Below are 24,472 nucleotides of genomic sequence, written 5' to 3' on the forward strand. Positions count from 1 at the left end.
ATTACTCTAGTGTGATTTCCAGCGCCAGACCGCGTAGCTCGTGAATTAACACGTTGAACGACTCGGGGATGTTCGGCTTGGGCAATACGTCGCCTTTTACAATGGCTTCATACGCTTTGGCACGGCCTACCACGTCGTCCGACTTCACAGTAAGGATTTCCTGGAGCACGTTGGCGGCACCGAAGGCCTCCAGTGCCCACACTTCCATTTCACCGAAGCGCTGGCCACCGAACTGCGCCTTACCACCCAACGGCTGCTGGGTAATGAGCGAGTACGGTCCAATGGAACGCGCGTGCATCTTGTCGTCAACCAAGTGACCGAGTTTGAGCATGTAAATCACGCCCACCGTTACCGGCTGGTCGAAGCGATCGCCGCTCAGGCCATCGTACAAGTATGCACGACCCCAATCCGGCAGGTCAGCAGCAGTCAGCTCGGCAGCCACTTCATCTTCGGTAGCGCCGTCGAAAATCGGCGTCGCGTACGTGCGACCCAATTTCAGGCCAGCCCAACCGAGTACGGTTTCGTAAATCTGACCGATGTTCATCCGGCTTGGTACACCGAGCGGGTTCAGCACAATGTCCATCGGGGTACCGTCGGGCAGGAAAGGCATATCCTCATCGCGCACGATGCGGGCCACTACCCCCTTGTTACCGTGGCGACCAGCCATTTTATCACCTACCTTCAGCTTACGCTTCTTGGCGATGTAAACCTTGGCTAGCTGCACAATGCCGGCGGGCAATTCGTCGCCAACTTCCAGCGTGAAACGCTCACGCTTGAAGCGAGCCGTGATAGTGTTGCGACGCTTGGCATAGTTCTTCACTAGGCGAAGCAGCAGTTCATTCACGCGGTTGTCGGCCGTCCAGTGGTCGAGCTGCAAGTCCTTGAAGAGGTTCACCTCTTCCGGCACTGCATAGTTGCTCTCGTCACGGTAAGCATTCTTATCGGGGAACAACGCTTCGCTGATATTCTTCCGGTTGAATTTCACGCCCTTCGTCAGCACGTCGTCGCCAAAGCGGTGCTTGATGCCCTGGCTCGTCTTGCCTTCCAGCAAGCCTACCAGCTTATCGATCATCACTGCTTTCACGCCGCGCAACTCACGTGCGTAGCCTTCCTTCAGGTCTTCTACCTCTTTCTTCGACTTAGCGCGAAGGTTCTTGTCCTTCTTAGGCCGCGAGAAAAGTTTGGTACCGATAACCACACCCTGCAAGGAGGGCGGTGCCTTAAGCGAGGCATCCTTCACGTCGCCAGCTTTGTCACCAAAGATGGCGCGGAGCAGCTTCTCCTCCGGGGTCGGGTCAGTTTCACCTTTCGGCGTAATCTTACCGATGAGAATATCGCCTTCCTTCACCTCCGCCCCAAGGCGGATGATGCCGTTGTCGTCGAGGTTACGCACGGCTTCTTCGCTCACGTTCGGAATCTCCGAGGTCAGCTCTTCTTCGCCGCGCTTCGTCTCGCGCACTTCCAACTCAAACTCTTCGATGTGAATCGAAGTGAAAATATCCTCACGCACCACGCGCTCCGAGATGACAATGGCATCCTCGAAGTTGTAACCCTGCCAAGGCATGAAGGCTACCTGCATGTTGCGGCCCAGCGCCAATTCACCTTTGTTGGTGCCATAGCCTTCGCAAAGCACTTGGCCCTTAACCACCCGCTCGCCGTTTTTCACCAGCGGCGTAAGATTGAGGCAAGTGTCCTGGTTGGTACGACGGAACTTAATAAGGCTGTACGACTTACGCTCCGCGTCGAAGCTTACTGCTACGTCGTCGTCCGACAGGTCGTACCGGATGATGATGCGGTTAGCATCTACCGAATCAACTACGCCTTCGCCCTCGGCAATAATGAGCGAGCGCGAGTCTATGGCCGTGCGGCCTTCCAGACCCGTACCCACAATCGGGGCCTCGGGGCGGAGCAGCGGCACTGCTTGGCGTTGCATGTTCGAGCCCATGAGTGCCCGGTTGGCGTCATCGTGCTCCAGAAACGGAATCAACGAGGCAGCTACTGATACAATCTGGTTCGGAGCTACGTCCATGTACGTGTACTCACCCGGCTCTACGACGGGGAAGTCACCTTCGAAACGGCCTTTCACCAATTGCTGCGTCATCTGACCATCGTTGTTGAGCAACGAGTTGGCCTGCGCAATGTGGTGCGTGTCTTCTTCCTCAGCAGTCAGGAACTTCACGTTGGAAGTCATGTCCACTGTACCAGCTTTCACGTGGCGATAAGGCGTTTCGATAAAGCCCATCGAGTTCACCCGAGCGTGTACACACAGCGACGAAATCAGACCAATATTTGGGCCTTCCGGCGTTTCGATGGTGCAAAGACGACCGTAGTGCGTATAGTGTACGTCACGTACCTCAAAGCCAGCGCGCTCGCGCGACAGACCTCCTGGCCCGAGGGCCGATACGCGACGCTTGTGCGTCACCTCAGCCAGTGGGTTGGTCTGGTCCATGAACTGCGACAACTGGTTGGTACCGAAGAACGAGTTAATCACGCTCGAAAGCGTACGGGCGTTAATCAGGTCAACCGGCTTGAAGTCCTCGTTATCGCGCACGTTCATGCGCTCCTTGATGGTACGCGCCATACGGGCCAAGCCCACGCCAAACTGGGCGTAAAGCTGCTCGCCCACCGTGCGCACGCGGCGATTGCTCAAGTGGTCAATATCATCGACAATGGCCTTCGAGTTAATCAAGCCAATCAGGTACTTCACAATCAGCACGATGTCCTGATTCGTCAGTACCCGCGACTGCTGCTCCATACCAATCTGAAGCTTCTTGTTAATGCGGTAGCGGCCTACTTCCCCAAGGTCGTAGCGCTTATCCGAGAAGAATAGCTTCTGGATGATATCGCGGGCAGTCTCTTCGTCCGGAGCCTCCGTGTTACGGAGCTGACGGTAAATCTGCTCAACGGCTTCTTTTTCCGAGTTAGAGTTGTCCTTCTGCAAAGTATTGTAAATGATTGCGAAATCCGCAATATTCACATTCTCCTTATGCAGAATCACCGACTTAGCGCCGGCCTCCACGATGGTATCAATGTCTTCTTCGTTGATAGTCGAATCGCGCTCTAGGAGCACCTCGTTCCGGTCGATAGAAACTACTTCACCGGTGTCCTCATCCACGAAATCCTCCGTCCAAGTACGGAGCACACGGGCGGCCAGCTTGCGACCGACTGCTTTTTTGAGGCTCTTCTTGTCAGCCTTTACTTCTTCGCTCAAGCCGAACAGGTCCAAAATGTCCTTGTCCGTACCGTAGCCGATAGCACGTAACAGCGTCGTAACCGGGAATTTCTTCTTCCGGTCGATATACGCGTACATCACGTTGTTCACGTCCGTGGCAAATTCAATCCACGAGCCTTTAAACGGAATAATACGGGCCGAATACAGCTTTGTACCATTCGTATGCTTGCTCTGTGCAAAGAACACGCCCGGCGAGCGGTGCAACTGCGATACAATAACGCGCTCGGCACCGTTGATAACGAACGAGCCTTTTTCCGTCATGTACGGAATATTGCCCAAGAACACTTCCTGTTCAATCGTCTGGAAGTCTTCGTTGTCTTTGTCGTTGCAAATGAGCTGGAGCTTCGCTTTCAGCGGCACTGCGTAGGTCAGGCCGCGGTCGATGCACTCATCCACCGTGTATTTTGGTGGGTCAACGTGGTAATCAATAAAGTTGAGCACAAAATTCTCGCGCGAGTCCGAAATCGGGAAGTTCTCAGCAAACACTTTGAACAAACCTTCATTCGTGCGGCTTGCAGCAGCCGTCTCAAGCTGAAAGAACTCTTGGAACGACTGCACTTGCACGTCCAGAAAGTCCGGGTACTCGATAACTTTCTTAATCTTGGCGAAATTGATTCGCTCACTGGTACCGGTCAAATGCTTGACCTCGGCAACCTCTAGTGCTTTCGTTGTAGCCAATTGGAAAGGTTTTAAAATGTATACGTAAGCTATTGTAATTACGCGATTTAACTCTCTTATCAACCTAAGTTTGGAAGGTTGCTTTTACACCTGCACCTACGGTAAAAGCCTTCAGACAAACCCAGGGGTTGTGAGCGCAGCAAAGGACCTTACCACGTTGATTGTCAGATGAGTCCGAAACTCTTGCGACGTGTAACGTGATAAGGTCCTTTATTTACTTCGCTCCATGCGGGATGATAGAAGAAGAAAATTGCTAGCCTAAGACAACCAAAAGCAAAAGCTTTGAGTTGCAAAATTCGACTTATTCTCTACAAACAGGAAAAGACCTGGCTAAGTTGCCAGGCCTAATCCGATTCGGGAGCAAGCCCGTAGGCGAACCTACTTAACTTCTACTTCAGCACCAGCTTCTTCAAGCTGCTTCTTCAGGCCTTCAGCCTCATCTTTGGTAACACCTTCTTTCAGTGCTTTAGGAGCACCGTCAACCAGTTCTTTAGCCTCTTTCAGGCCCAGACCGGTCAGGTCTTTTACCAACTTAACTACGGCCAGCTTAGCGCCACCAGCAGCTTTCAGGATAACATCAAACGTCGTCTTCTCCTCGGGAGCCTCAGCAGCAGCCGGGCCAGCAGCACCGGCGGGAGCAGCAGCAGCAGCCGGCTCGATGCCGTATTCATCCTTCAGGATACCTGCGAGTTCGTTTACTTCTTTAACGGTGAGGCTAACAAGCTGCTCAGCGAAGGCTTTCAAATCTGCCATTTCTGTAGATTGGTAAAAAAGGTTGTGTTGGAAATTTAAAGTTGAAAAGGATGAGCAGCGGTTAGCCTGCAGCTTCTTCTTTTTCGGAAAGCGTTTTGAGGAGGCCAGCCAGAATGTTGCCACCGCTCGACAGAGCAGAGATAACATTTTTAGCGGGCGATTGCAGCAAGCCGATAACCTCACCAATGAGTTCGTTCTTGCCTTTGATGGTGCTCAAGGCTTCAAGCTGGTCAGCACCTACATAGATGCCAGCAGCTACATAAGCACCTTTCAACACGGGCTTCGGCGTAACATTACGACCGTAAGCCTGCTGCTTGTAGAAGTCTTTTAGCAACTTAGCAGGAGCCGAGCCGCTCTCTTTCGAGAACAATACGCCTGACTGGCCTACCAGCGCTGCATCCATCTCCGCCGTGTCGCCGCCGAGGGTATCGAGAGCTTTGCGGATGAAAGAGTTTTTGTAGACTTTGAATTCCAGCCCGCGGTTATAGCAAAGGCGACGGAAATCGTTGATTTTCGCTACCGACATGCCCGAGGCATCGGCGATATAGAATGCGTTGTGCGACTGGAACTTCTCGCTCAACTCATCCACGAGGGTTTGTTTTTCTTCCCGATTCATGGTTGGTTGATATTATTAGTTAGCGGAAGAAACCGTGCTGTCAACCGGCACTGCCGGCGACATAGTGCTACTGAGCGTGATGCTACGGATGTAGGTGCCTTTCGACGAAGAAGGCTTCAGACGACCAAGCGTCTGAATTACTTCCAAAGCGTTCTCGGCCAGCTTGCTGGGGTCGAACGAAACCTTACCTACCGAGCAGTGAATGATACCGGTTTTATCAACCTTAAAGTCGATTTTACCAGCTTTCACTTCCTGCACCGCCTTAGCTACGTCGGTCGTTACCGTACCCGACTTCGGGTTTGGCATTAGACCACGCGGGCCAAGTACACGACCCAAACGACCGACCTTAGCCATTACAGAAGGCATGGTGATGATTACGTCAATGTCAGTCCAGCCCTTCTCGATTTTGGCAATGTAATCGTCCAGACCAACGAAGTCGGCACCAGCTGCTGTAGCTTCGGCTTCTTTGTCGGCGGGCACGAGGGCCAGAACGCGAACGGTTTTGCCAGTGCCGTGAGGCAGGGTAGCAACACCGCGCACCATCTGGTCGGCTTTGCGGGGGTCTACGCCGAGGCGAACGTCGATATCAACAGAGGCATCGAACTTGGTGTAAGTGATATCTTTTACCACTTGCGCGGCTTCGAGCAGGCTGCGTACCTGCGTCAGGTCGTGTTTGGCAAGGGCTTCCTTGCGCTTTTTGCTGATTGCTGCCATTGTGTATATCCTCCGGTTAGTTATTCAGCAAAAGGCGAGTCGCCCTTCACGGTGATACCCATGCTACGAGCCGTGCCGGCTACTTGCTTCATGGCCGACTCCACTTTGAAAGCGTTCAGGTCGGGCATTTTGGTTTCGGCGATAGTACGAACCTGGTCCCACGTTACCGAGCCCACTTTGTTACGGTTAGGCTCTTTCGAACCGTTCTGCAACTTGGCGGCATCCATAAGGAGAACTGGTACCGGAGGAGTCTTGATAACAAAGTCAAAAGACTTATCCGTGTACATCGTAATCAGGACGGGGCAGATTTGGCCAGCTTTATCTTGGGTGCGCGCATTAAACTGCTTGCAAAACTCCATGATATTCAAGCCTTTACTACCAAGCGCAGGTCCAATCGGCGGCGCGGGATTCGCGGAGCCTCCCTTTACCTGAAGTTTCAGGTAACCTCTAATTTCTTTGGCCATTTGGTTTATAAAGCTGCGATTGGCGTGACGTAACTCGCGTCAACCTCAGTTCAGATAATACTCCTATGTGGAAGCCCCGCCTGACCGGAGTGGATATCAGACGACGTATAATACGTTACTCTTTTTCTACCTGCGTGTAGCTCAACTCTACGGGCTGAGCGCGGCCGAAAATTTTCACAATAACGTTTAGTTTCTTACGCTCCTCAAAAACTTCGTTGACGTTGCCGCTGAAGCCGTTGAAAGGACCATCGATAACCTTGACCAACTCACCCACCGTAAAGGGAGTTTCAATTTCGGCTGATTTCTCTTCCGCCTCATCAACTACGCCCAGTAAACGGTTTACCTCAGTAAGCGAAAGCGGCACTGGCTTAGCGTTAGTCGTCTTGGTTTCCTTGTCGCCCAAGAAACCAATTACGCCAGGCGTAGAGGTAATAATGTTCTGAACCTCGCCGTGCGTCAAATCGGAGTGGATAATAATATATCCGGGGTATAGGTTACGCTCACGAACGCGCTTCTTACCGTTGCGCATCTCGAAGACCTTCTCAATCGGAATCAGCACCTGCGGGAGAAGCTCCTGCAAATTGTGCCGACCGATTTCAGTCTCCATATATGTTTTGGCTTTCTTTTCCTGGCCGCTCACCGAGCGTACCACGTACCATTTCAACTCACCCATTTCTTAAAACCTAGCGGGCGAAAGTTGAATAAAAAGAATTGAGGGCGGAGTTAAAGCTCACGTCCATCAAACCAACCACGGCGGCAAATACCAGCGAGCCAATCAGTACCAGCCCAGCGCTTTTTTGCAGCTCGGTGGTTGAAGGCCACGTTACATTGTAACGCATTTCCTCGATGGTGTCGCGGAAATAATTGTTCAGCTTAGCCATGGTTGCAAAAAGCCGGTAAAGGCATGAAGTACCGCCGCCGCAGCGACTAAAGTAGCACGAGTGGAGAGATTCGAACTCCCATCAAAGGTTTTGGAGACCTCTATTCTACCCTTGAACTACACTCGTGGGTAACAAAACCGTCAACACTATTTGCTTACGGGAGTGCAAAGGTACGAAACATTCTGAACAAAACAAATCCGCTCCCAGAAAACTGAGAGCGGATTATGTTAATTTTTAGCAATTGTACTAAAACTAGTCAAGAATCTCGGTTACCTGACCGGCACCTACCGTACGGCCGCCCTCACGGATAGCAAAACGGAGACCCTTCTCCATTGCCACCTTGTTGATGAGCTCAACCGTGATGGTGATGTTGTCGCCGGGCATTACCATTTCAACGCCCTCGGGGAGGGTGATGATGCCGGTAACGTCAGTGGTACGCAGGTAGAACTGCGGACGGTAGTTGTTGAAGAAAGGAGTGTGGCGGCCGCCTTCCTCTTTCGAGAGAACGTACACCTCAGCCTTGAACTTCTGGTGGGGCTTTACCGAACCGGGCTTGCAAATAACCATGCCGCGACGGATGGCTTCTTTTTCAATGCCACGGAGCAACAGACCCACGTTGTCGCCAGCTTCGCCACGGTCCAGGATTTTGCGGAACATCTCCACACCCGTTACCGTCGACTTCAAGCCTTCGGCACCCATGCCGAGGATGTCAACTTGCTCACCCGAGTTGATGATACCGCGTTCGATACGACCGGTGGCAACGGTGCCACGGCCCGTAATCGAGAACACATCCTCAACAGGCATCAGGAAAGGCAAGTCGGTCAGACGAGCAGGAATCGGAATGAACGAGTCAACAGCGTCCATCAACTCTTCGATTTTGGGTACCCAATTAGCATCGCCGTTCAGGCCACCGAGGGCCGAACCTTGGATAACCGGAATGTTATCGCCATCGAAGTTATAGAACGAGAGGAGTTCGCGAATTTCCATTTCCACGAGCTCAAGCAGCTCGGGGTCATCCACCATATCCACTTTGTTCATGAACACCACCAACTGGGGAACACCTACCTGACGGGCAAGCAGGATATGCTCGCGGGTCTGGGGCATCGGGCCGTCGGTAGCAGCTACCACAAGGATAGCACCGTCCATCTGGGCAGCACCGGTTACCATGTTCTTCACATAGTCGGCGTGACCAGGACAGTCAACGTGTGCGTAGTGACGATTAACCGTCGAGTACTCTACGTGCGAAGTGTTGATGGTGATACCACGCTCTTTTTCCTCGGGGGCGTTATCAATCGAACCGAAATCGCGCTTTTCGGCCAAACCTTTGCCAGCCAGCACCTGCGTGATAGCAGCAGTCAGGGTAGTCTTGCCGTGGTCGACGTGACCGATGGTGCCGATGTTTACGTGCGGCTTCGACCGGTCGAAATTTTCTTTAGCCATTGTAAAGAGGTAGAAAAAGAGGGGAAGTAAAAATTAAAAGCAAGTGGCCTTATATGGCAAGAAAGCGAAACCCAGCCAGGGCCAATTCAGGCTTGTGTGCTGTGTATCGCTTCTCTTGCTGACCCGGCCCTAACCTGACCCGAAGGTAGGGAGTTCCGTAAAATGCTGAGCCATTTATGGGATTTGAACCCATGACCTCTTCCTTACCAAGGAAGTGCTCTACCACTGAGCTAAAACGGCTTAAAAGGTATTCTTAAGGTGAGGACCGTGAGCGGGAGACGAGGTTCGAACCCGCGACCTGCAGCTTGGAAGGCTGCCGCTCTACCAGCTGAGCTACTCCCGCAGTTTGTCTACTCTTTTCAAATGTGGGGGTAACAGGACTCGAACCTATGAACCCGAAGGAGGTGAGTTACAGTCACCCGCAATTGCCACTATGCGATACCCCCATTTGTTTGCCAACCCAGTCGTTTACTGTAATTGAGACGCAAAAGTACAGGTTTTTGGGGACAATGCAAGGGTTAGCGCAGAAAAAGTTGTGGAAACCTTACTTCTTTTGCTGAAATTAACGTTTTAACAACCTGTAGTAGCCTGCCTCGCTAAGCGCCTTTACCTTGGTTTACATTAAGTTATAATAGCTTTTGAGCCGCTCATCAGTTTCCTTATTTTTAATGTCGAATAACACACTTTTTAAGTCGGGTTGACTAGGTACGAGTGCGAGCAGCCCACGATAAGCCCCAAGACGCACAAAATACTGGGGGTGGGTTCGCGCTAGCTTTTCGAGCGTATGCACACCTTTTTCGCGCTCGATGACGGGTACTTGCACCATGAATGCGCCAAAAGCTTGGAGATAGGTATAAAGGTCGGTGTCGGTGAGGTCGGGAAGGCGACGCAGGAACCAGGCATACTGGTCGAGGCTACCACGCTGGGCGTAATAACCGGCAATGGCTACGAGCAGGCTGGAGCTAGGAGTATTTTCAAGAGCTGCTATCTGCGTCCGGGAGTTGGCGGAAGGCAATTTGGCCAGCGCTTCAATGGCAGCGGCCTCTACTAGGTAAGAGCTATCGCGGAGAGCGGCCTGGTAGGTAGTGGTGTAATTTTCGTTGGGGAAGGCAGCTAGGGTAACTAAGGCTTGGGCGCGCACCACGCTGCTAGGGTCGGTAGTAGCCAGGCGCTGCACTTCGGTGCGCACGGCACTCACATTAGGGCCACGATAGCCCCGTAGGTGATCGAGCGTAGTGCGGCGCACGGCAAAGAAATTGTCAGATAAGGCATTACGTAACAAGCCACTAACGGCGAAGTCAGTCGTCTTGTTTTGCAGTAGGTCGAGTGCCTCGTATTTCTGCAAGTAGTTCTGGGCGTGGTAAAACTGGAAGATTATTTCCTCCATTGTACGCTCTTCATCCAACTGGGCCAATAGCTGGCTTTCGCTGTCAAACTTGACCATAGTGGGCTTGTCGGCGGCGAGGAAGGAGAATGTTTGGTCGGCTTTGGTAATGGTGATTTGATGGTTAGTCGGCTTTTCCTTCTGCCAGACCGTGACCGTGACGGGCAGGCGAAACACTGGCTGAAACAGGGTATCCTGGGTTTGCTGCACGCGCAGCAGCACTTGGCCATTGCTGTAGGAGTGCGATACCTTTAACTCGGGGTGGCCTCGCTCCAGAAACCACTGGTCGAAAAACCACTTCAGGTCTTCGCCAGTCGTTTCTTCAAAGGCTGTGCGCAAGTCACTGATTTCAACCGCAGTAAATTTATTTTGATTTAAGTAGCGATTGAGGGCGGTGAAGAAGGCTTCATCGCCCACGTACTTGCGCAGCATGTGCAGTACCCGGCCCCCCTTCTCGTAGGAGTGGCGGTCGAACATGTCCTCCCGGTTAGCATAGTGGTAGCGAATGAGGGGCTCGCGCTTCGACTCAGCTTCCTCCAAGTAGTGCGCCAAGTCTTGCTGTTGCACGAGGGCGGCGGCATCGGCCCCGTACTTGTGCTCGGCCCAGAGGTACTGCGAGTAGTTGGCAAAGCTCTCGTTAAGAGGCAGGTTGCTCCACGACTCGCAGGTGACATAATCGCCAAACCATTGGTGAAACAACTCGTGGGCGATTACGGACTCGGAGGTTTCGTAAGTGTTATCGAATAGCTCCCGGCGAGTAGCTTGGATAGTGGCTCCATGCACCGTGGCGGTGGTATTTTCCATGGCGCCGCTCACGTAGTCGCGTACGGCAATCTGGGAGTACTTCTCCCAAGGGAATTCTACGCCCAAGCGCTTGGAAAAGAATTCTAGCATTTCGGGCGTGTGGCCAAAAACGGCTTTCGCAGTGTTTTTAAACTTGGGCTCGACGTAATAATCAACGGCTTTGCCGTGCCAGGTATCCGATACCACGGCGAAGTCGCCCACAGCCAGCATGGTGAGGTAGGGCGCGGCGGGCAGGCTTTGGTGCCACGTATCGGTGCGCGAGCCGTCGGGGTTCTTTTTGGAGGTAATCAGGAGGCCATTAGAGAGGGTTTTGAACTGGTCCTCAACGGTCAGGCTGATTTCCTGGGTCATGCGCTGATTGGGGTGGTCCACGGTTGGAAACCAGCAGGAACTACTTTGCGTCTCGCCCTGCGTCCAGATTTGGCGGGGCTTACCCGGCTCTTTACCCACGGGATTAATAAAATACAAGCCCTTGGCGGCCGTAATGGCTTCGCTGCCACCGGCGGGTAGCTCATTGGGCCGGGCTACGTAGGTGATGCGCAGTTGGTAAGCCTGTTCCCGCGCATAAGCATGGTCGAGGTTGATAACCAGCTGACGGTTATCATACTTATAGGTGAGGGGCTTATTAGCCTTCGCATCTACCAATTGCACCGATTTGATAATGAACCCTTTAGCATCAAGTACCGCTACCGTTTGGGGATAAAAGTGCGAGCGAAGCGTAAGCACCGCCGTGCCCAGCAGGTATTGGTGCGCGTAGTCGAAGCGCACGTCGAGCTTGGTATCGGTAACGTCGGTAAGCTGAGTAGCGCTGGGTTGGTAGGGCGTGGTAGGCGGCAGCCAAGATGGCACCGTAATGCCACTCGAAACAACTGGGGCAGTAGCAGTTACCTCTTTGCTTTTTTTGCGAGTGTCTTTCGCGCCGCTGCCTCCCGACTGCCCGAATGCGACAAAACCGGCCAAAAAGACCACCAAAAACTGACCGGGAAACAAGTATTTCATGCAAGAGGCAGACTCAGAATAAGGTCAGCAAGTTCCGCATGAAATTAAGATTCGGCTTACCTTTAACCCCATTTCGGCCAACAGGGCCGGCTTCCTTATGCTTCATATCAGCACTAGCCCAGCGCATAGCTGGGAGGTGGACTTCCGAGCCGCCAATTCCGTTATGCTCAATGGCCAGCCCTTTGTGTGGGACATGGTACCCCTGGGCGATGGTCGCTACCATGTGCTGCACCAAGGCAAATCGTACAATGCTGAACTAGTGCAGGCCGACTATGCCGCGAAGGCTTTTGTGCTGAAAATCAACGGCCAGCGCGTCGAGCTTCAGGCCAAGGACCGGTTCGACCAACTGCTCGACAAGCTAGGCCTGAGCGATACCTCGGTGAAGCAGGTGAACGAGTTGAAAGCGCCTATGCCAGGCCTCATCATCGATATTCGGGTGCAACCGGGCCAAGCCGTGCAGAAGGGCGACCCGCTGCTGGTACTAGAAGCCATGAAGATGGAAAACATTTTGAAAGCCCCCACCGATGGCACCATTGCCAGCATTGCCGTGGTGCTACGCGCCAACGTTACCAAGGGGCAGGTACTGGTAAAATTTGCCTAGCTACCCTCCCTCCCACCCGTCTTTTTAGCTTTTACTATTTTGACTTACAAGCGAATTCTCCTTAAGCTCAGCGGCGAAGCGCTGATGGGCCAGCAGCAGTACGGCATTGATGCCGAGCGGCTGATGCAGTACGCCACCGAAATAAAGGCTGTGGTGGCCACGGGCGTTGAAGTTGCCGTGGTGATTGGCGGCGGCAACATCTACCGCGGTGTGCAGGCCGAGCAGTTTGGCCTCGACCGCGTGCAGGGTGACTACATGGGCATGCTGGCCACGGTTATCAACTCGATGGCTCTGCAAAGCGCGCTCGAAAAGCTGGAAGTGCCCACGCGCTTGCTCTCGGGCCTCACCATTCAGCGGGTATGCGAACCCTACATCCGCCGCCGGGCTATGCGCCACCTCGAAAAAGGGCGAGTCGTTATTTTTGGCGCGGGCATCGGCTCGCCCTACTTTACTACCGACTCGGCAGCCTCTTTGCGGGCCATCGAGATTGAGGCCGACGTGGTGCTGAAAGGTACCCGCGTAGATGGCATCTACTCGGCCGACCCTGAGAAGGACCCCACAGCAGTAAGGTTTCCACGCATCTCGTTTGACGAGGTGATGGAAAAAAACCTGAATGTGATGGACATGACGGCCTTTACGCTTTGCAAGGAGAATAACCTGCCCATCATCGTGTTCGATATGAATACCCCTGGTAACCTAGAGCGGCTTATCGCTGGGGAGAACCTGGGTACGCTGGTGACCATGGATGGCAGCACCACTGGCTCCACTCCTAGCACAGCCAGGCTCAGTGGTTTGCAGCCACTGGTGGGCAACCAGCCCGAGCAAGCCTAAACTAGCCATAGCGCGCAGTGAGTTTCGGAATGCTACCCTGACTCACCTCTAGCGTTGGGCAGTATTCAACCTTTAAAATTCAACTTTTCTAACCTGATGGACGAGGAAATTCAATTCTACCTCAGCGATGCTGAGGAATCGATGGGCAAAGCAGTGGCTCACGTAGGTGTGGAGATGGGCCGCATTCGGGCCGGCAAGGCATCGCCGGCGATGCTCGATGGCCTGCGTATCGATTACTACGGCACGCCTACCCCCATTGCGCAGATTGCCAATATCTCGGCCCCCGACCCGCGCTCACTGCTCATCAAGCCCTGGGAAAAGAATATGGTGAGTGAGGTAGCTAAAGCCATCAAAAACAGTGACTTGGGCCTGAATCCAATTGCCGATGCCGATGGCGTGCGCCTCAACATCCCGCCCATGACGGAGGAACGCCGCCGCGACCTTGTGAAGCAGGCCAAAAACGAAGTAGAAAGTGGCAAAGTGCGCGTGCGCTCCATCCGCAAGGATGTGAACGAAGCCTTGCGCAAGCTGCAAAAAGACGGTGCCCCCGAAGACGCCGTGAAAGATGCCGAAGCCAAAGTGCAGAAGTACACCGACGCACACATTGTGGAGGTTGAGAAGCTATTCAGCAAAAAGGAGTCGGAAATTATGACCATCTGATTATCGCAGCCGCTTTCAAAAGAAAAAACCCGATGCAAGCATCGGGTTTTTTCTTTTATACTCTTAAAATAAAGTTTACTTAATCAGTTCTGCTTCTACGGCCGCGGGCACCAAGTAGCGGATAGAGCGCCCCAGGCGCAGACTTTCGCGGATGTAGGTAGCCGAGATATCCAGCATGGGTGCCGACATTACCTGCACGCGGGGAAAGGGCGTGAGGTCGGCGAGTGGGGTGCCAGGGCGTGGATACACGTAGATGTCTACCTCGGCCAGCAGGCGGGCAGCAGCTTGCCAGCGAGGCAAACCTGGTACATTATCGGCCCCCATCAGCAACACAAATTCAGTATGCGGGTGGTGCTCGCGCAGGGCATCGAGCGTGGCAACGGTGTAGCTGGGGCGCGGCAAGCTTAGCTCAATAGGCTCGGCACGAAGGCGCAGGTTACCCGCAACCGCTAGTTCGACTAAGCGCAGGCGCTGTGCTTCGGGCAAGAGGACATTGCCTACCTTGAAGGGGCTTTGGGGCGATACTACCAGCCATACTTCGGCTAAATCAGTGCGCGTGGCAAAGTACTCCGCCAGAATAAGATGGCCGGTGTGCACGGGATTGAAGGAGCCGAAGAGCAGCCCGACGCGACGGGTGGCAACGGGGCCGTCGGGTGTCATACGACCTCGGGGGTAGCGTCGGCTGTAATGAAATCGCGCACCAGCTTTTCGGCATGGGCCACGGCCTCTTCGAGGTCGTCGTTGACGACGGTCACGTCATACTGGTCCTCGAACGCTAGTTCAAACGTTGCCTTGTACACCCGCGAAGAAATACTGGAAGTGGAATCCGTAGCGCGGGCCGTGAGGCGTTGCGCCAGCGCCTCGATGGAGGGCGGGCGCACAAAAATCGCCAGTGCCCGGTCTTTATAGAACTCCTTGATACTAAGCCCGCCTTTTACATCGACATCGAGGATGGCGTGCTTGCCGGTGGCCCAGATACGCTCGATTTCAGACTTGAGGGTGCCGTAGAAGGCACCCTCATAAACTTCTTCCCACTCTACGAATTCGTCGTGACGAATTTTGTCCTGGAAATCGGCTACCGAAATGAAGTGATAGTCTTTACCATTGACCTCGGCGCGGCCGCGGCGGTCGCGCGTGCAGGCTGAGATGGAGAAGCTCAGCTCAGGGAGTAAGCCCATGAGCCGATGCACGATAGTCGTTTTACCCGCGCCCGAAGGTGCCGAGAATACAATGATTTTGCCCTGCATAGGGCCGCAAAGCTAGACCATTTCGGCTTGCAAACGCGCCATGATGGCGTGCGGCAGGGCCAAGGGAGCAGCGCGATGGCTTACTTTCTGCTTGAGAAAACCGATAAAAAACTGTTGCTTCTTAATATCATCGAAGCAAGGCGAGCAGTCTTCGCCGTGGTGGATGAGGTAATCCTCATCTTCTTCCGTTAGGACCCGTCCTTCGAGAAGCTGGTCAAGTACAATGTTCACGCGGTCGCAGTCGGCGGCGTTAGCCAATGAAGAGATAACGGGGGCCGACAGATTGGTTGTAGTAAGTGTAGCTTCCATGAGCGAGCGGAACAGGGTCTTAGCCTGGGGTTAAATGATGAAAAGAAAATTAACTGTGGTCGTCTTCGGGTTCGGCGGCATCAACGGCTGCTTGGATATCATCGTTCCCGTAACCCATGGAAGCAGCGTATTTTTCGAGCTTGTCCTTGAGGAAATTGCGGGCCCGGTGCAGGCGCGAGCGCACTGTGCCAATGGGAATATCCAGCACCTTGGCCATCTCCTCATAGGTGAAGCCTTCGAGGTCACAGAGAATGATAACTGTCCGAAAATCAACAGGTAACGAGTTAAGTGCACTAGCTACTTCGTCCCCAATTAGGTCGCGCGTGGACTGCTGGCGCATGTCGGACGACGAAGCACCAGTATCGGCATCGCCCTCTACTTCATCCGGATTATAATATCCTTCAACTTCGCTGTAGTCAACCTTAGCCGGCTGCTTACTTTTCTTCCGAAAGTCGTTGATGAACGAGTTTTTCAGGATGCGGAAAAGCCAGGCCTTGGCGTTGGTGCCCGGCTCGAAATACTCAAAAAAGCGGTAAGCTTTGAGATAGGTTTCCTGAACCAAGTCGTTGGCGTCGTCTTCGTCAAGCGTGAGCCGGTAGGCGAAGTTATAGAGCGGGTCGAGCACAGGCATAAGCTCGGCCTGAAAGCGCCGGTCTTTTTCCTCTTTGCTCAGCTTCACCCGTTCGGGAGAGTCACTCATAATGGGGTAGATAGGGCAGGTAATAAAATCAGCAAGTTGGCAAAAGTAAGGCCGGGCGGCAACGATTTAGCCAGTCTGCTAATGAATAGCAGCACTTAGCAGAATGTTTAGCTACCCAATAAATAACTTCTGCACGTTACGTACGGGAGCAAGTGGTGACTAGGTTGCCCTCAATGGCTGCCACTGGCCCACGCGGGCCGCCACAGTAGCCGCCGCAATGGCTTTTATGCAGGTGCAGGCGGCTGGCTGGGTGCGGCAGTTCTGGCAATCAGGCCGGTCAAAAACCAGGTAGTCGGCGTGCGGGCCCAGCGGAGCCCAACGGCCGGGGTGCATGGGCCGAATGGGCGGATACAGCCCCAGCGCGTGGCGGCCCAGCGCGGCGGCTAGGTGCAGCGGCCCGGTGCTACCAGCCACCAGCCCATCAGCAGCGGCAATAAACGCAATAAACTCAGGCAGAGCTAATTGCCCAGTAAGGTCGGCGGTAATATATTTTTTATATTCCCGAAACCAATCAGCCATCGCCAGCTCCGCGCCTTCGTCCAGGGTGCCGCTGATGAACACGCGGTGGCCGGCCGCGTGCAACAGCCGCGCCAGCTGGCCAAAATGCGGCAGCCCCCACTCGCGGGCGCTGCCCCGGCTGCGTGGGTGTAAAATGACGTTGAGCTGGCCGGGCTGGCGGGCCGCCAGCAATTTTTGCCAGTGGGAGCTTAACGGCACGGCGGGCAGCAGGCGCACCAGTTCAGACACGGCCGCTAAATCAAGCTTTTCGGTGTAGCCTAGCGGTGCCAGCAGCTGCAAATTGAGCTGGGCTTCGTGCAACGGCGAATGCCGACGGCTGAGGGCCACCAGCCGGTTGCAGGTGAGCCAGTGAAACAGCCGGTTGCGCGTGCCGATGCGCACTGGGATACCGGCCTTTTGGGCAAGCTGCGCCAGCAGCTTGTTGGGGAAAACGTGGATGATAGCCGCGGCTGCGTAGCTGCGCATTTCTTCTAGCAGGAGAGCAGAAGAGATTTTGCCCGCCGCCGCCAACGAATCCAGTTCCAGAAAATCGTCTACCCACGGGCAGGCAGCCGCTACTGCCGCCGTATAGGCGCGCCCAATGAGCACCACGCGGCACCCCGGATGATGCTGCTTGAGCCAGCCGCACAGCGGCAGCGTCAGCACCACATCGCCGATGGCGTCGGTGCGCGAGACGAGGTACGTGGGGCTCATGCGCGGGCGTTTTGGGTGCCGGTGCGCAGCTTCGCGAATTTCAGGAAAACCCCCGTGGCCGAGATAGCGGCGATGCTAAGCCCGGCAAAGCCATCGAGGAAACCCAGCCGAAACACGTAGCCATAGAGAAATTTCCAGAGCGGCTTGAGAATGAGTTGAAACAGCGTAACGCGCGTTTTGCCTTTCAGCGCTAGTTCCTGGGCCGTGATGCTAGTGAATCGATTAAGCTGACTAACATGCTGCGCCACAGAGGCATACGAATAGTGTAGCGCATCGCCAGCCAGGGCACCAGCGGTGTGGCCGGGTTGCACCTCGTAGTACTCGTGCAGCAACAGGCCCTGCCAGCGGCCCAGGCGGCGGTCGTAGAGGCGCAGCTTGCGGTCAGGGTACCAGCCGCCGTGGCGCACCCAGGTGCCGCAGTAGTTAGTGAGGCGGGCCAGCGAGTAGGCGGCGTGCCGCCAGTTGTTTTTCACCGCCATAATGTTCTGCCGCAGCTCGTCGGTGAGCACCTCGTCGGCGTCGAGCTGGAGCACGTAATTATGGCGCGCTTGGTCGGTGGCAAAGTTTTTTTGCTCTACGTAGCCCTCAAACGCGTGCTGCACCACCCGCACCCCGTGCGCCTGACAAATAGCCATGGTGCGGTCGGTGGAAAACGAATCGACCACCAACACCTCGTCGGCTATGCTGCCGAGCCCCTGAAGGCAGCGGGCGATGTTGGCTTCTTCATTGAAGGTGATAATGACGACGGAGAGCAGTAGAGAAGGCATTGGGGCAAATATCCGGCTTTTTTACCGACAACCCCGCCTGCCCCGCCAGCCAGGGCGGGCAAAATATCTCGGTAGCCCAACCGTCATTCTACGTATAAGAAATCCTGTTTCTCCCTATCTCCCCGAAAATGACTCCTCTTCAAGATAAAATCATCCTCGTTACCGGCGCTACCTCCGGCATTGGCGAAGTCACGGCCCGCGAGCTGGCCCGCCAGGGCGCTCACGTAATTCTACTGGCCCGCAACCGCGAAAAGGCCGAGCGCACGCAGCGCGAAATCATCGCTACGACTAATAACCCCTTGATAGACATCGCAATGGCCGACCTATCGGTGTTGCAGGAAGTGCGCGATGTAGCCGCCCAGCTGCACGACAAATACCCGCGCATTGATGTGCTGGTAAACAACGCGGGCCTTATGTTCGGGGCCGAGCGCGAAGTATCGGCCGATGGCAACGAGATGACGCTGGCTACCAACCACCTGGGGCCCTTTCTGCTCACCAGCCTGCTGCTCGACTTGCTGCAAAAGAGCCCCGCCGCCCGCATCGTCAACGTGGCCTCGATGGCCTACAAGTTCTCCAAACCCACGCTCGACGATATTCAGTCGGCGCGCAGCTACAGCCCCATGTGGGAGTACGGCACCTCTAAGCTATGGAACATCATGTTCACGCAGGAGCTGGCGCGGCGGCTGCGGGCCCACGGCATTACCAACGTGACTACCAACTCGCTGCACCCCGGCGCGGTGGCTACCGGCTACGGCCAGCAGTCGGGCGGTTGGCTTTCGGCCGTGCTGGCGCTGGGCCGGCCGTTTATGCTGTCGCCCGAGAAGGGAGCTGAAACCAGCATTTTCCTGGCTTCCGACCCCAGCGTGGCCGCCATCAGCGGGGGGTACTACAGTAAGAAGAAGCCCGAGCCGGTGAAAAGCAGCTTCAATACGCTAGCTAACAGCCAGCGCCTTTGGGCTATGAGCGAGGAGTTGACGGACACCAAATTTCTGGATTAAGTGAGTATCGCTCGCCGATGCCCAGGTGGCGCTAAAAAGAAAAACCTCGCCCGGCGTAATGCCGGGCGAGGTTTTTCTTTGGCCAAAAGGCGATGACCTAGTAGCGGTACAGGTCCGACTTGAACGGGCCTTCAACCGGTACTTTGATATAATCGGCTTGCTTGGTCGTCAACTCATCCAGCTCCACCCCGATTTTGGCGAGGTGCAGGCGGGCTACTTTCTCGTCCAAATGCTTGGGCAGGGTATACACCTGATTTTCATATTGGTCGGCGTGCTGCCACAGCTCCAACTGGGCCAGCGTCTGGTTGGTAAACGAGTTCGACATTACGAACGACGGGTGGCCAGTGGCGCAACCCAAGTTTACCAAACGGCCTTCGGCCAGAATGATAACTTCTTTATCCTCAATGGTATATATATCAACCTGCGGCTTCACCGTATCCTTGGTGTGGCCGTAGTTCTTATTCAACCAGGCCATGTCAATCTCATCATCAAAGTGGCCGATGTTGCAGACGATGGCCTTATCCTTGAGGCTACGGAAGTGCTCCTCAGTGAGGATGTCGCAGTTGCCGGTAGCGGTTACCACAATGTCAGCTTCCTTCACAGCGTTGGTCAGCTTCTTCACAGCGTAGCCGTCCATGGCCGCTTGCAGCGCGCAAATGGGGTCAATTTCCGTCACGATAACGCGGGCACCGGCCCCGCTCAGTGAGGCGGCCGTGCCTTTTCCTACGTCGCCGTAACCGGCAACTACGGCAATTTTGCCAGCCATCATCACATCGGTAGCCCGGCGGATAGCGTCTACGGCCGACTCTTTGCAGCCGTACTTGTTGTCAAATTTCGACTTCGTTACCGAGTCGTTCACGTTGAAAGCTGGGAAAGGCAGCGAGCCGTTTTTCACGCGCTCGATGAGACGCAGCACACCGGTCGTAGTCTCTTCCGACACACCCCTGATGCCAGCAGCTAACTCGGGGAAACGATTGAGCACCATGTTAGTGAGGTCGCCACCGTCGTCCAGAATCATATTTAGGGGCTGACGCTCTTCGCCAAACCACATGGTTTGCTCAATGCACCAGTCAAAATCTTCTTCGTTCATGCCCTTCCAGGCATACACCGGGATGCCAGCAGCGGCGATAGCCGCAGCGGCATGGTCCTGGGTCGAGAAGATATTGCACGACGACCACGTAACCTCGGCTCCAAGCGCGGTGAGCGTCTCGATGAGTACAGCGGTTTGGATGGTCATGTGCAGGCAGCCGGCAATGCGCGCGCCTTTGAAGGGCTGCGAAGCGCCAAACTCCTCGCGGAGCGACATCAGGCCCGGCATTTCGGCCTCGGCAAGGCGAATTTCCTTGCGGCCCCACTCGGCCAGGCTCATGTCTTTTACTTTGTAGGGAACGTAGGTCGTCGGCTTGGTTGCTACCATGGTAATCGGTAAATGAAAGTTCTGGCTTTTCAACCGTAAAGGTACAGTTTTGTTGTGGCATTGTGGCTGAATACCTCTACGCTACCTTTGCCAGCTATGTCCTTTCTATCTTCTTCTTCTGGCAAGTCAATTCATTGGCTCACAACAGCCTTCGTAGCTACGAACCTAAGCCTAGCTAGCCACGCCGGGCTGGCCCAGCAGGTTGCGCCCGCTACCATCCGGCTGCTGCCCGAAGATGAGGGGCGGGGCCAGTATGGCCATCAGCACAATTTTTACTTTCTGCCGCCCGGCAAAATGGGCGAAGAATACCAGAGTGCGGGTTTTTTTGGCGGTAAGCTCCGCCCCTACTTGGCTGGCCACCCGCAGGCGCTCAAAGAACTTGACAACTATAAACGGCAGAAAACCACTTACTTAGCTGACAGAGTGCTACTGGTGGGCTCATTGGGCTTGTATGCTTCGCAGGTTTTCAGCAACGGCGACCCGGTATATTTCAACGGCACGCAGCAGGTAGCCGCTGGTGCGGCCGTGGTTAGCCTGCTGGCTACCATCTTTATCAACCGCCACACCAACGAATATTTCAAGCAGGCGGTGGATAGCTACAATACCGACGCGCCACGCACCCACGGCACACTATGGCCCCGCTTGCGGCCTACTGGCGTAGGCGTGGCGGCGGCCAGCGGGCGGCCAGTGCTAGCGTTGCGGTGGCAATTTTAGTGCGGCTACAACGCACTCATTTTGAATTCTAAACGCTAACCAACTTATTAGCTTCGCACCAGCAGGCCACTTTTTGCGTTAGCAGTTGCATAATGGAGTTTCCTTTACCCGAGGCGGCCCGGCGCTACGTGGCTACCCACTTGCACGACGACCCCGCTCACTTGGCCTTGCAGGCCCGCCGCCACCCCCACTTGCCCGTGCCCGAGCTGGTGCGGCAGATTCAGGCCCGCCAGAAAGCCCGCGTGAAGCTGCCCACCTGGGCCGATAACCAGGAGCTGATTTTTCCGCCCGCGCTGTCAGTCGAGCAGGCTTCTTCTGAGCGCACTGCTACTTATAAGGCTGCGCTAGTAACTGGGGCAACCCGGCTAGCCGACCTCACGGGCGGTTTTGGGGCCGATGCGGCACATTTTGCCGCCGTAGTGGACCACGTAGACTATGTGGAGCGCGACGCGCACCTGGCGGCCGTGGTAGCCTACAACCTAGGCCAGTTGGGTATTGCCAATATTACGACGCACGCAGCCGACGCGGTGGCCTTTCTGCGAGCCAGCGAGCAGCCATTTGACTGGCTGTTTCTGGACCCCGCCCGGCGCGACAAGCGCGGCAGCAAAATAGTGCATCTGGCTGACTGTGAGCCCGATGTACCCAAGCTGCTACCGCTACTGTTGCGCCATGCGCCCCGCATTTTGCTTAAGACCTCGCCCATGCTTGATATTGAGCTAGCTATTCAGGAGCTTAAGCACGTGCGGCGCATCTGGGTCATTGCAGTGGATAATGAGGTGAAAGAAGTGCTGTATGAGTTGGGGGCTGAACCGGCCATCGACCCCGAGCGCCTGGCCGTGAACCTGCACCGCGATGGCAGCCAGCAGGAATTTCGCCTCAACCGCGCTCGCGAGGCCCGCTCCATTGCACGCTACGCCGAGGCCCAGCAGTACCTGTACGAGCCCAACGCCGCTATTTTAAAAGCCGGGGCGTTCAAGAGCATCGGCACGGCATTCGAATTGCTCAAAATACATCAGCACAGCCACTTATACACCAATCAAGAACTGCGAACTGATTTTCCGGGGCGAATTTTCCGCATCCTGGCTACCGAAAAGGCCGACGGACCTACCCTAAAAACACACCTGGGCCCCGAGGGACGGGCACACGTCACGACCCGCAACTTTCCCGAGTCGGTGGCTACTTTTCGGCAGCGCACGGGCATTCGGGAGGGCGGCGACATTTATTTATTTGCTACTACTGACCTGCGGGGTCGCTTAGTCGTGCTCGTTTGCGAGAAGGTGAGCCCCCCACAGCTACATAAGTCATAGACGGCAAAGTGTGGCCGCTCAGGATTTAATGAGTAGTTTTGCGCCCCGCCCGCCCGCGCCTCCGACTGGCCCGGCGGGCGTTTTTTTGTTTGTCTAAATCTTTGCCATGCCCTATCTGTTCACTTCCGAATCGGTTTCGGAAGGCCACCCCGATAAAGTTGCCGACCAGATTTCCGACGCTATTCTCGACGATTTTCTGCGGCAGGACTCAACCGCTAAAGTTGCCTGCGAAACTCTGGTTACCACTGGCTTAGTAGTTATTGCCGGCGAGGTTAAATCTTCTGCCTACGTTGATGTGCAAAGCGTTGCCCGCAACGTTATCCGGCGCATTGGCTACACCAAAGCCGAGTATAAGTTTGAGGCCGAGAGCTGCGGTATTCTATCGGCCCTGCATGAGCAGTCGCCCGATATCAATCAGGGCGTGGTGCGCCAGGCTCCCGAAGAGCAAGGCGCCGGCGACCAAGGCATGATGTTCGGCTACGCCACCGACGAGACAGCTAACTATATGCCGCTGGCGTTGGACCTGTCGCACAGCCTGTTGCAGGAGTTGGCCGCCATCCGTAAGGAAGGCCACGAGATGACGTACCTGCGCCCCGACGCCAAGAGCCAGGTAACCATCCGCTACTCCGATGACCACCGCCCTGAGGCCATCGACACCATCGTTATCAGCACGCAACACGACGATTTTGACGCTTCGGAAGAAGTGATGCTGGCCCGCATCAAACAGGACATCATCGACATTCTCATCCCGCGCGTGAAGGCCAAGCTGAGCGCCGAAGTGCAAGCACTTTTCACCGCCGATGTCAAGCACCACATCAACCCCACGGGCAAGTTCGTTATTGGCGGCCCGCACGGCGATTCAGGCCTCACGGGCCGCAAAATCATTGTTGATACCTACGGCGGCAAGGGCGCGCACGGCGGCGGGGCTTTCTCGGGCAAGGACTCCAGCAAGGTAGACCGCTCGGCGGCCTACGCTACCCGGCACATCGCCAAAAACCTGGTGGCGGCCGGCGTGGCGGCGCAAGTGCTGGTGCAGGTAGCTTACGCCATCGGCGTGGCCAAGCCGGTTGGCTTATACGTAACCACTTCGGGCACCACAAAGGCGCTCAACGCCGCTGGCCAGCCTCTTACTGATGGCGAGATTGCCGATAAGGTAAACGAGTTGTTCGACTTGCGCCCCTACGCTATTGTAGAGCGCTTGGGCCTGCGTAATCCCATCTTCAGCGCTACCGCGGCCTACGGCCACATGGGCCGCCAACCCGGCACCGTAACGGTTAAAATGAAAGATGGCGAGGAGCAAACCTTCGAAACATTCACGTGGGAAAAACTTGATTACGTAGACCGCATCAGGGCAGCTTTCAATCTGTAAGCTGTTAATTTTCTACTAAAAAAGTCCCGACTGCTCTCAAAGCAGTCGGGACTTTTTTAGTAGAAAATTAACAGCCTAGTGGCTCACCGACTTCTCTTTGAATTTGGTAATCTGCCGCTTCAGCGCCTCTACCGCAGCGTCGGTAGCGGCCTCAAAGGACTGAGCATCTTCTTGGCTAAAAAGCGTGGTACCGGGTACCATTAGCTTGATTTCTACGGTTTTATTGGCTACGCCATCTTTGTTGTTGAGCCGCAGAATCACTTCGCCGTCCGTTACACGGTCGTAAAAATGTTCGAGCTTATTGAGACGTTGCTGGATGAAATCGAGCAGGGTTTGGTCGGCATCGAAATGTACCGATTGCATTTGCACTTTCAT

At 55.0% G+C, this 24,472-nt stretch carries 24 protein-coding genes and 4 tRNA genes; 7 read left to right on the forward strand and 21 right to left on the reverse strand.

Features of this window, described 5'->3' with window-relative positions:
* Nucleotide 1: 1 nt before the first annotated feature.
* The 13 genes from rpoB to QMK33_RS01230 form a co-directional block, all read right to left on the reverse strand.
* A complete protein-coding gene (rpoB, locus tag QMK33_RS01170) occupies nt 2-3,868 on the reverse strand; it encodes a DNA-directed RNA polymerase subunit beta (RefSeq protein ID WP_283562855.1) in 3,867 nt (1,288 codons plus the stop codon).
* 420 nt (nt 3,869-4,288) lie between these two features.
* Complete coding sequence (gene rplL, locus QMK33_RS01175; RefSeq protein ID WP_283562713.1) at nt 4,289-4,663, reverse strand: 50S ribosomal protein L7/L12; 375 nt, start codon at nt 4,661-4,663, stop codon at nt 4,289-4,291.
* 61 nt (nt 4,664-4,724) lie between these two features.
* Nucleotides 4,725-5,279, reverse strand: coding sequence for a 50S ribosomal protein L10 (gene rplJ, locus QMK33_RS01180; RefSeq protein WP_283562714.1), 555 nt, complete (start codon nt 5,277-5,279; stop codon nt 4,725-4,727).
* Nucleotides 5,280-5,294: 15 nt separating this feature from the next.
* The gene (gene rplA / locus QMK33_RS01185) at nt 5,295-5,993 is read right to left on the reverse strand and encodes a 50S ribosomal protein L1 (RefSeq protein ID WP_151086067.1); all 699 of its coding nucleotides are present in this window, start codon (nt 5,991-5,993) and stop codon (nt 5,295-5,297) included.
* Between the two features lie 20 nt (nt 5,994-6,013).
* Nucleotides 6,014-6,457 carry a 50S ribosomal protein L11 gene (gene rplK, locus QMK33_RS01190; protein ID WP_068340394.1) on the reverse strand — a complete coding sequence of 148 codons (444 nt, stop codon included), beginning with the start codon at nt 6,455-6,457 and terminating at the stop codon, nt 6,014-6,016.
* 115 nt (nt 6,458-6,572) lie between these two features.
* Entirely contained in the window at nt 6,573-7,130 is a 558-nt protein-coding gene (gene nusG / locus QMK33_RS01195) for a transcription termination/antitermination protein NusG (RefSeq protein WP_173116087.1), read from the reverse strand.
* A gap of 10 nt (nt 7,131-7,140) precedes the next feature.
* Nucleotides 7,141-7,338 (reverse strand): preprotein translocase subunit SecE, encoded by a 198-nt coding sequence (secE, locus tag QMK33_RS01200; protein WP_283562715.1) that lies wholly within the window; start codon nt 7,336-7,338, stop codon nt 7,141-7,143.
* 55 nt (nt 7,339-7,393) lie between these two features.
* Nucleotides 7,394-7,464 (reverse strand) — tRNA-Trp (locus QMK33_RS01205).
* 126 nt (nt 7,465-7,590) lie between these two features.
* Nucleotides 7,591-8,778 carry an elongation factor Tu gene (gene tuf / locus QMK33_RS01210; RefSeq protein WP_283562716.1) on the reverse strand — a complete coding sequence of 396 codons (1,188 nt, stop codon included), beginning with the start codon at nt 8,776-8,778 and terminating at the stop codon, nt 7,591-7,593.
* A gap of 168 nt (nt 8,779-8,946) precedes the next feature.
* A tRNA-Thr gene (locus QMK33_RS01215) sits at nt 8,947-9,018 on the reverse strand.
* Nucleotides 9,019-9,048: 30 nt separating this feature from the next.
* Nucleotides 9,049-9,121: transfer RNA gene (locus QMK33_RS01220), tRNA-Gly, on the reverse strand.
* A gap of 23 nt (nt 9,122-9,144) precedes the next feature.
* Nucleotides 9,145-9,224: transfer RNA gene (locus QMK33_RS01225), tRNA-Tyr, on the reverse strand.
* Nucleotides 9,225-9,394: 170 nt separating this feature from the next.
* The gene (locus QMK33_RS01230) at nt 9,395-11,815 is read right to left on the reverse strand and encodes a M1 family aminopeptidase (protein ID WP_283562717.1); all 2,421 of its coding nucleotides are present in this window, start codon (nt 11,813-11,815) and stop codon (nt 9,395-9,397) included.
* 247 nt (nt 11,816-12,062) lie between these two features.
* On the opposite strand from QMK33_RS01230, the gene QMK33_RS01235 reads away from it, so the two are divergent.
* The 3 genes from QMK33_RS01235 (at nt 12,063) to frr (ending at nt 14,057) form a co-directional block, all read left to right on the forward strand.
* Nucleotides 12,063-12,566: an acyl-CoA carboxylase biotin carboxyl carrier protein subunit gene (locus QMK33_RS01235; protein WP_283562718.1), complete on the forward strand. Its 504-nt coding sequence runs from the start codon at nt 12,063-12,065 to the stop codon at nt 12,564-12,566.
* Nucleotides 12,567-12,605: 39 nt separating this feature from the next.
* Nucleotides 12,606-13,397, forward strand: a complete 792-nt coding sequence (gene pyrH / locus QMK33_RS01240) for a UMP kinase (RefSeq protein WP_283562719.1) — start codon at nt 12,606-12,608, stop codon at nt 13,395-13,397.
* 96 nt (nt 13,398-13,493) lie between these two features.
* Nucleotides 13,494-14,057 (forward strand): ribosome recycling factor, encoded by a 564-nt coding sequence (gene frr, locus QMK33_RS01245; protein WP_283562720.1) that lies wholly within the window; start codon nt 13,494-13,496, stop codon nt 14,055-14,057.
* A gap of 75 nt (nt 14,058-14,132) precedes the next feature.
* Here the strand turns inward: frr and nadD are convergent, their stop codons facing one another.
* The 6 genes from nadD to QMK33_RS01275 all read right to left on the reverse strand — a co-directional run bounded on the left by nadD (nt 14,133) and on the right by QMK33_RS01275 (nt 18,292).
* Nucleotides 14,133-14,717 (reverse strand): nicotinate (nicotinamide) nucleotide adenylyltransferase, encoded by a 585-nt coding sequence (nadD, locus tag QMK33_RS01250; RefSeq protein WP_283562721.1) that lies wholly within the window; start codon nt 14,715-14,717, stop codon nt 14,133-14,135.
* Nucleotides 14,714-15,304: a guanylate kinase gene (gmk, locus tag QMK33_RS01255; RefSeq protein ID WP_283562722.1), complete on the reverse strand. Its 591-nt coding sequence runs from the start codon at nt 15,302-15,304 to the stop codon at nt 14,714-14,716. Before gmk ends, nadD begins: the two co-directional genes overlap by 4 nt.
* Nucleotides 15,305-15,316: 12 nt before the next feature.
* Nucleotides 15,317-15,613 (reverse strand): hypothetical protein, encoded by a 297-nt coding sequence (locus tag QMK33_RS01260; protein WP_283562723.1) that lies wholly within the window; start codon nt 15,611-15,613, stop codon nt 15,317-15,319.
* A gap of 49 nt (nt 15,614-15,662) precedes the next feature.
* Nucleotides 15,663-16,313, reverse strand: a complete 651-nt coding sequence (locus QMK33_RS01265) for a sigma-70 family RNA polymerase sigma factor (RefSeq protein ID WP_283562724.1) — start codon at nt 16,311-16,313, stop codon at nt 15,663-15,665.
* A 159-nt stretch (nt 16,314-16,472) separates the two neighbouring features.
* The gene (locus tag QMK33_RS01270) at nt 16,473-17,525 is read right to left on the reverse strand and encodes a glycosyltransferase family 9 protein (protein WP_283562725.1); all 1,053 of its coding nucleotides are present in this window, start codon (nt 17,523-17,525) and stop codon (nt 16,473-16,475) included.
* Nucleotides 17,522-18,292 carry a glycosyltransferase family 2 protein gene (locus tag QMK33_RS01275; RefSeq protein ID WP_283562726.1) on the reverse strand — a complete coding sequence of 257 codons (771 nt, stop codon included), beginning with the start codon at nt 18,290-18,292 and terminating at the stop codon, nt 17,522-17,524. The genes QMK33_RS01270 and QMK33_RS01275 overlap by 4 nt, the downstream gene beginning before the upstream one ends.
* 128 nt (nt 18,293-18,420) lie before the next feature.
* Here QMK33_RS01275 and QMK33_RS01280 point away from each other — a divergent pair, with 128 nt between their 5' ends.
* Complete coding sequence (locus QMK33_RS01280; RefSeq protein ID WP_283562727.1) at nt 18,421-19,290, forward strand: SDR family NAD(P)-dependent oxidoreductase; 870 nt, start codon at nt 18,421-18,423, stop codon at nt 19,288-19,290.
* Nucleotides 19,291-19,387: 97 nt separating this feature from the next.
* Here QMK33_RS01280 and ahcY read toward each other — a convergent pair whose 3' ends face one another.
* Complete coding sequence (gene ahcY / locus QMK33_RS01285) at nt 19,388-20,707, reverse strand: adenosylhomocysteinase (protein ID WP_283562728.1); 1,320 nt, start codon at nt 20,705-20,707, stop codon at nt 19,388-19,390.
* Nucleotides 20,708-20,803: 96 nt separating this feature from the next.
* Here ahcY and QMK33_RS01290 point away from each other — a divergent pair, with 96 nt between their 5' ends.
* The 3 genes from QMK33_RS01290 to metK all read left to right on the forward strand — a co-directional run bounded on the left by QMK33_RS01290 (nt 20,804) and on the right by metK (nt 24,097).
* Entirely contained in the window at nt 20,804-21,421 is a 618-nt protein-coding gene (locus QMK33_RS01290; protein WP_283562729.1) for a hypothetical protein, read from the forward strand.
* A gap of 92 nt (nt 21,422-21,513) precedes the next feature.
* Nucleotides 21,514-22,728: a THUMP-like domain-containing protein gene (locus QMK33_RS01295; RefSeq protein WP_283562730.1), complete on the forward strand. Its 1,215-nt coding sequence runs from the start codon at nt 21,514-21,516 to the stop codon at nt 22,726-22,728.
* Nucleotides 22,729-22,834: 106 nt separating this feature from the next.
* A complete protein-coding gene (gene metK / locus QMK33_RS01300; RefSeq protein ID WP_283562731.1) occupies nt 22,835-24,097 on the forward strand; it encodes a methionine adenosyltransferase in 1,263 nt (420 codons plus the stop codon).
* Between the two features lie 75 nt (nt 24,098-24,172).
* On the opposite strand, the gene hpf is transcribed toward metK, so the two are convergent.
* Nucleotides 24,173-24,472, reverse strand: a complete 300-nt coding sequence (gene hpf / locus QMK33_RS01305) for a ribosome hibernation-promoting factor, HPF/YfiA family (protein ID WP_283562732.1) — start codon at nt 24,470-24,472, stop codon at nt 24,173-24,175.

The sequence above is a fragment of the Hymenobacter sp. H14-R3 genome (assembly GCF_030063445.1).
Classification (GTDB): Bacteria; Bacteroidota; Bacteroidia; order Cytophagales; family Hymenobacteraceae; genus Hymenobacter.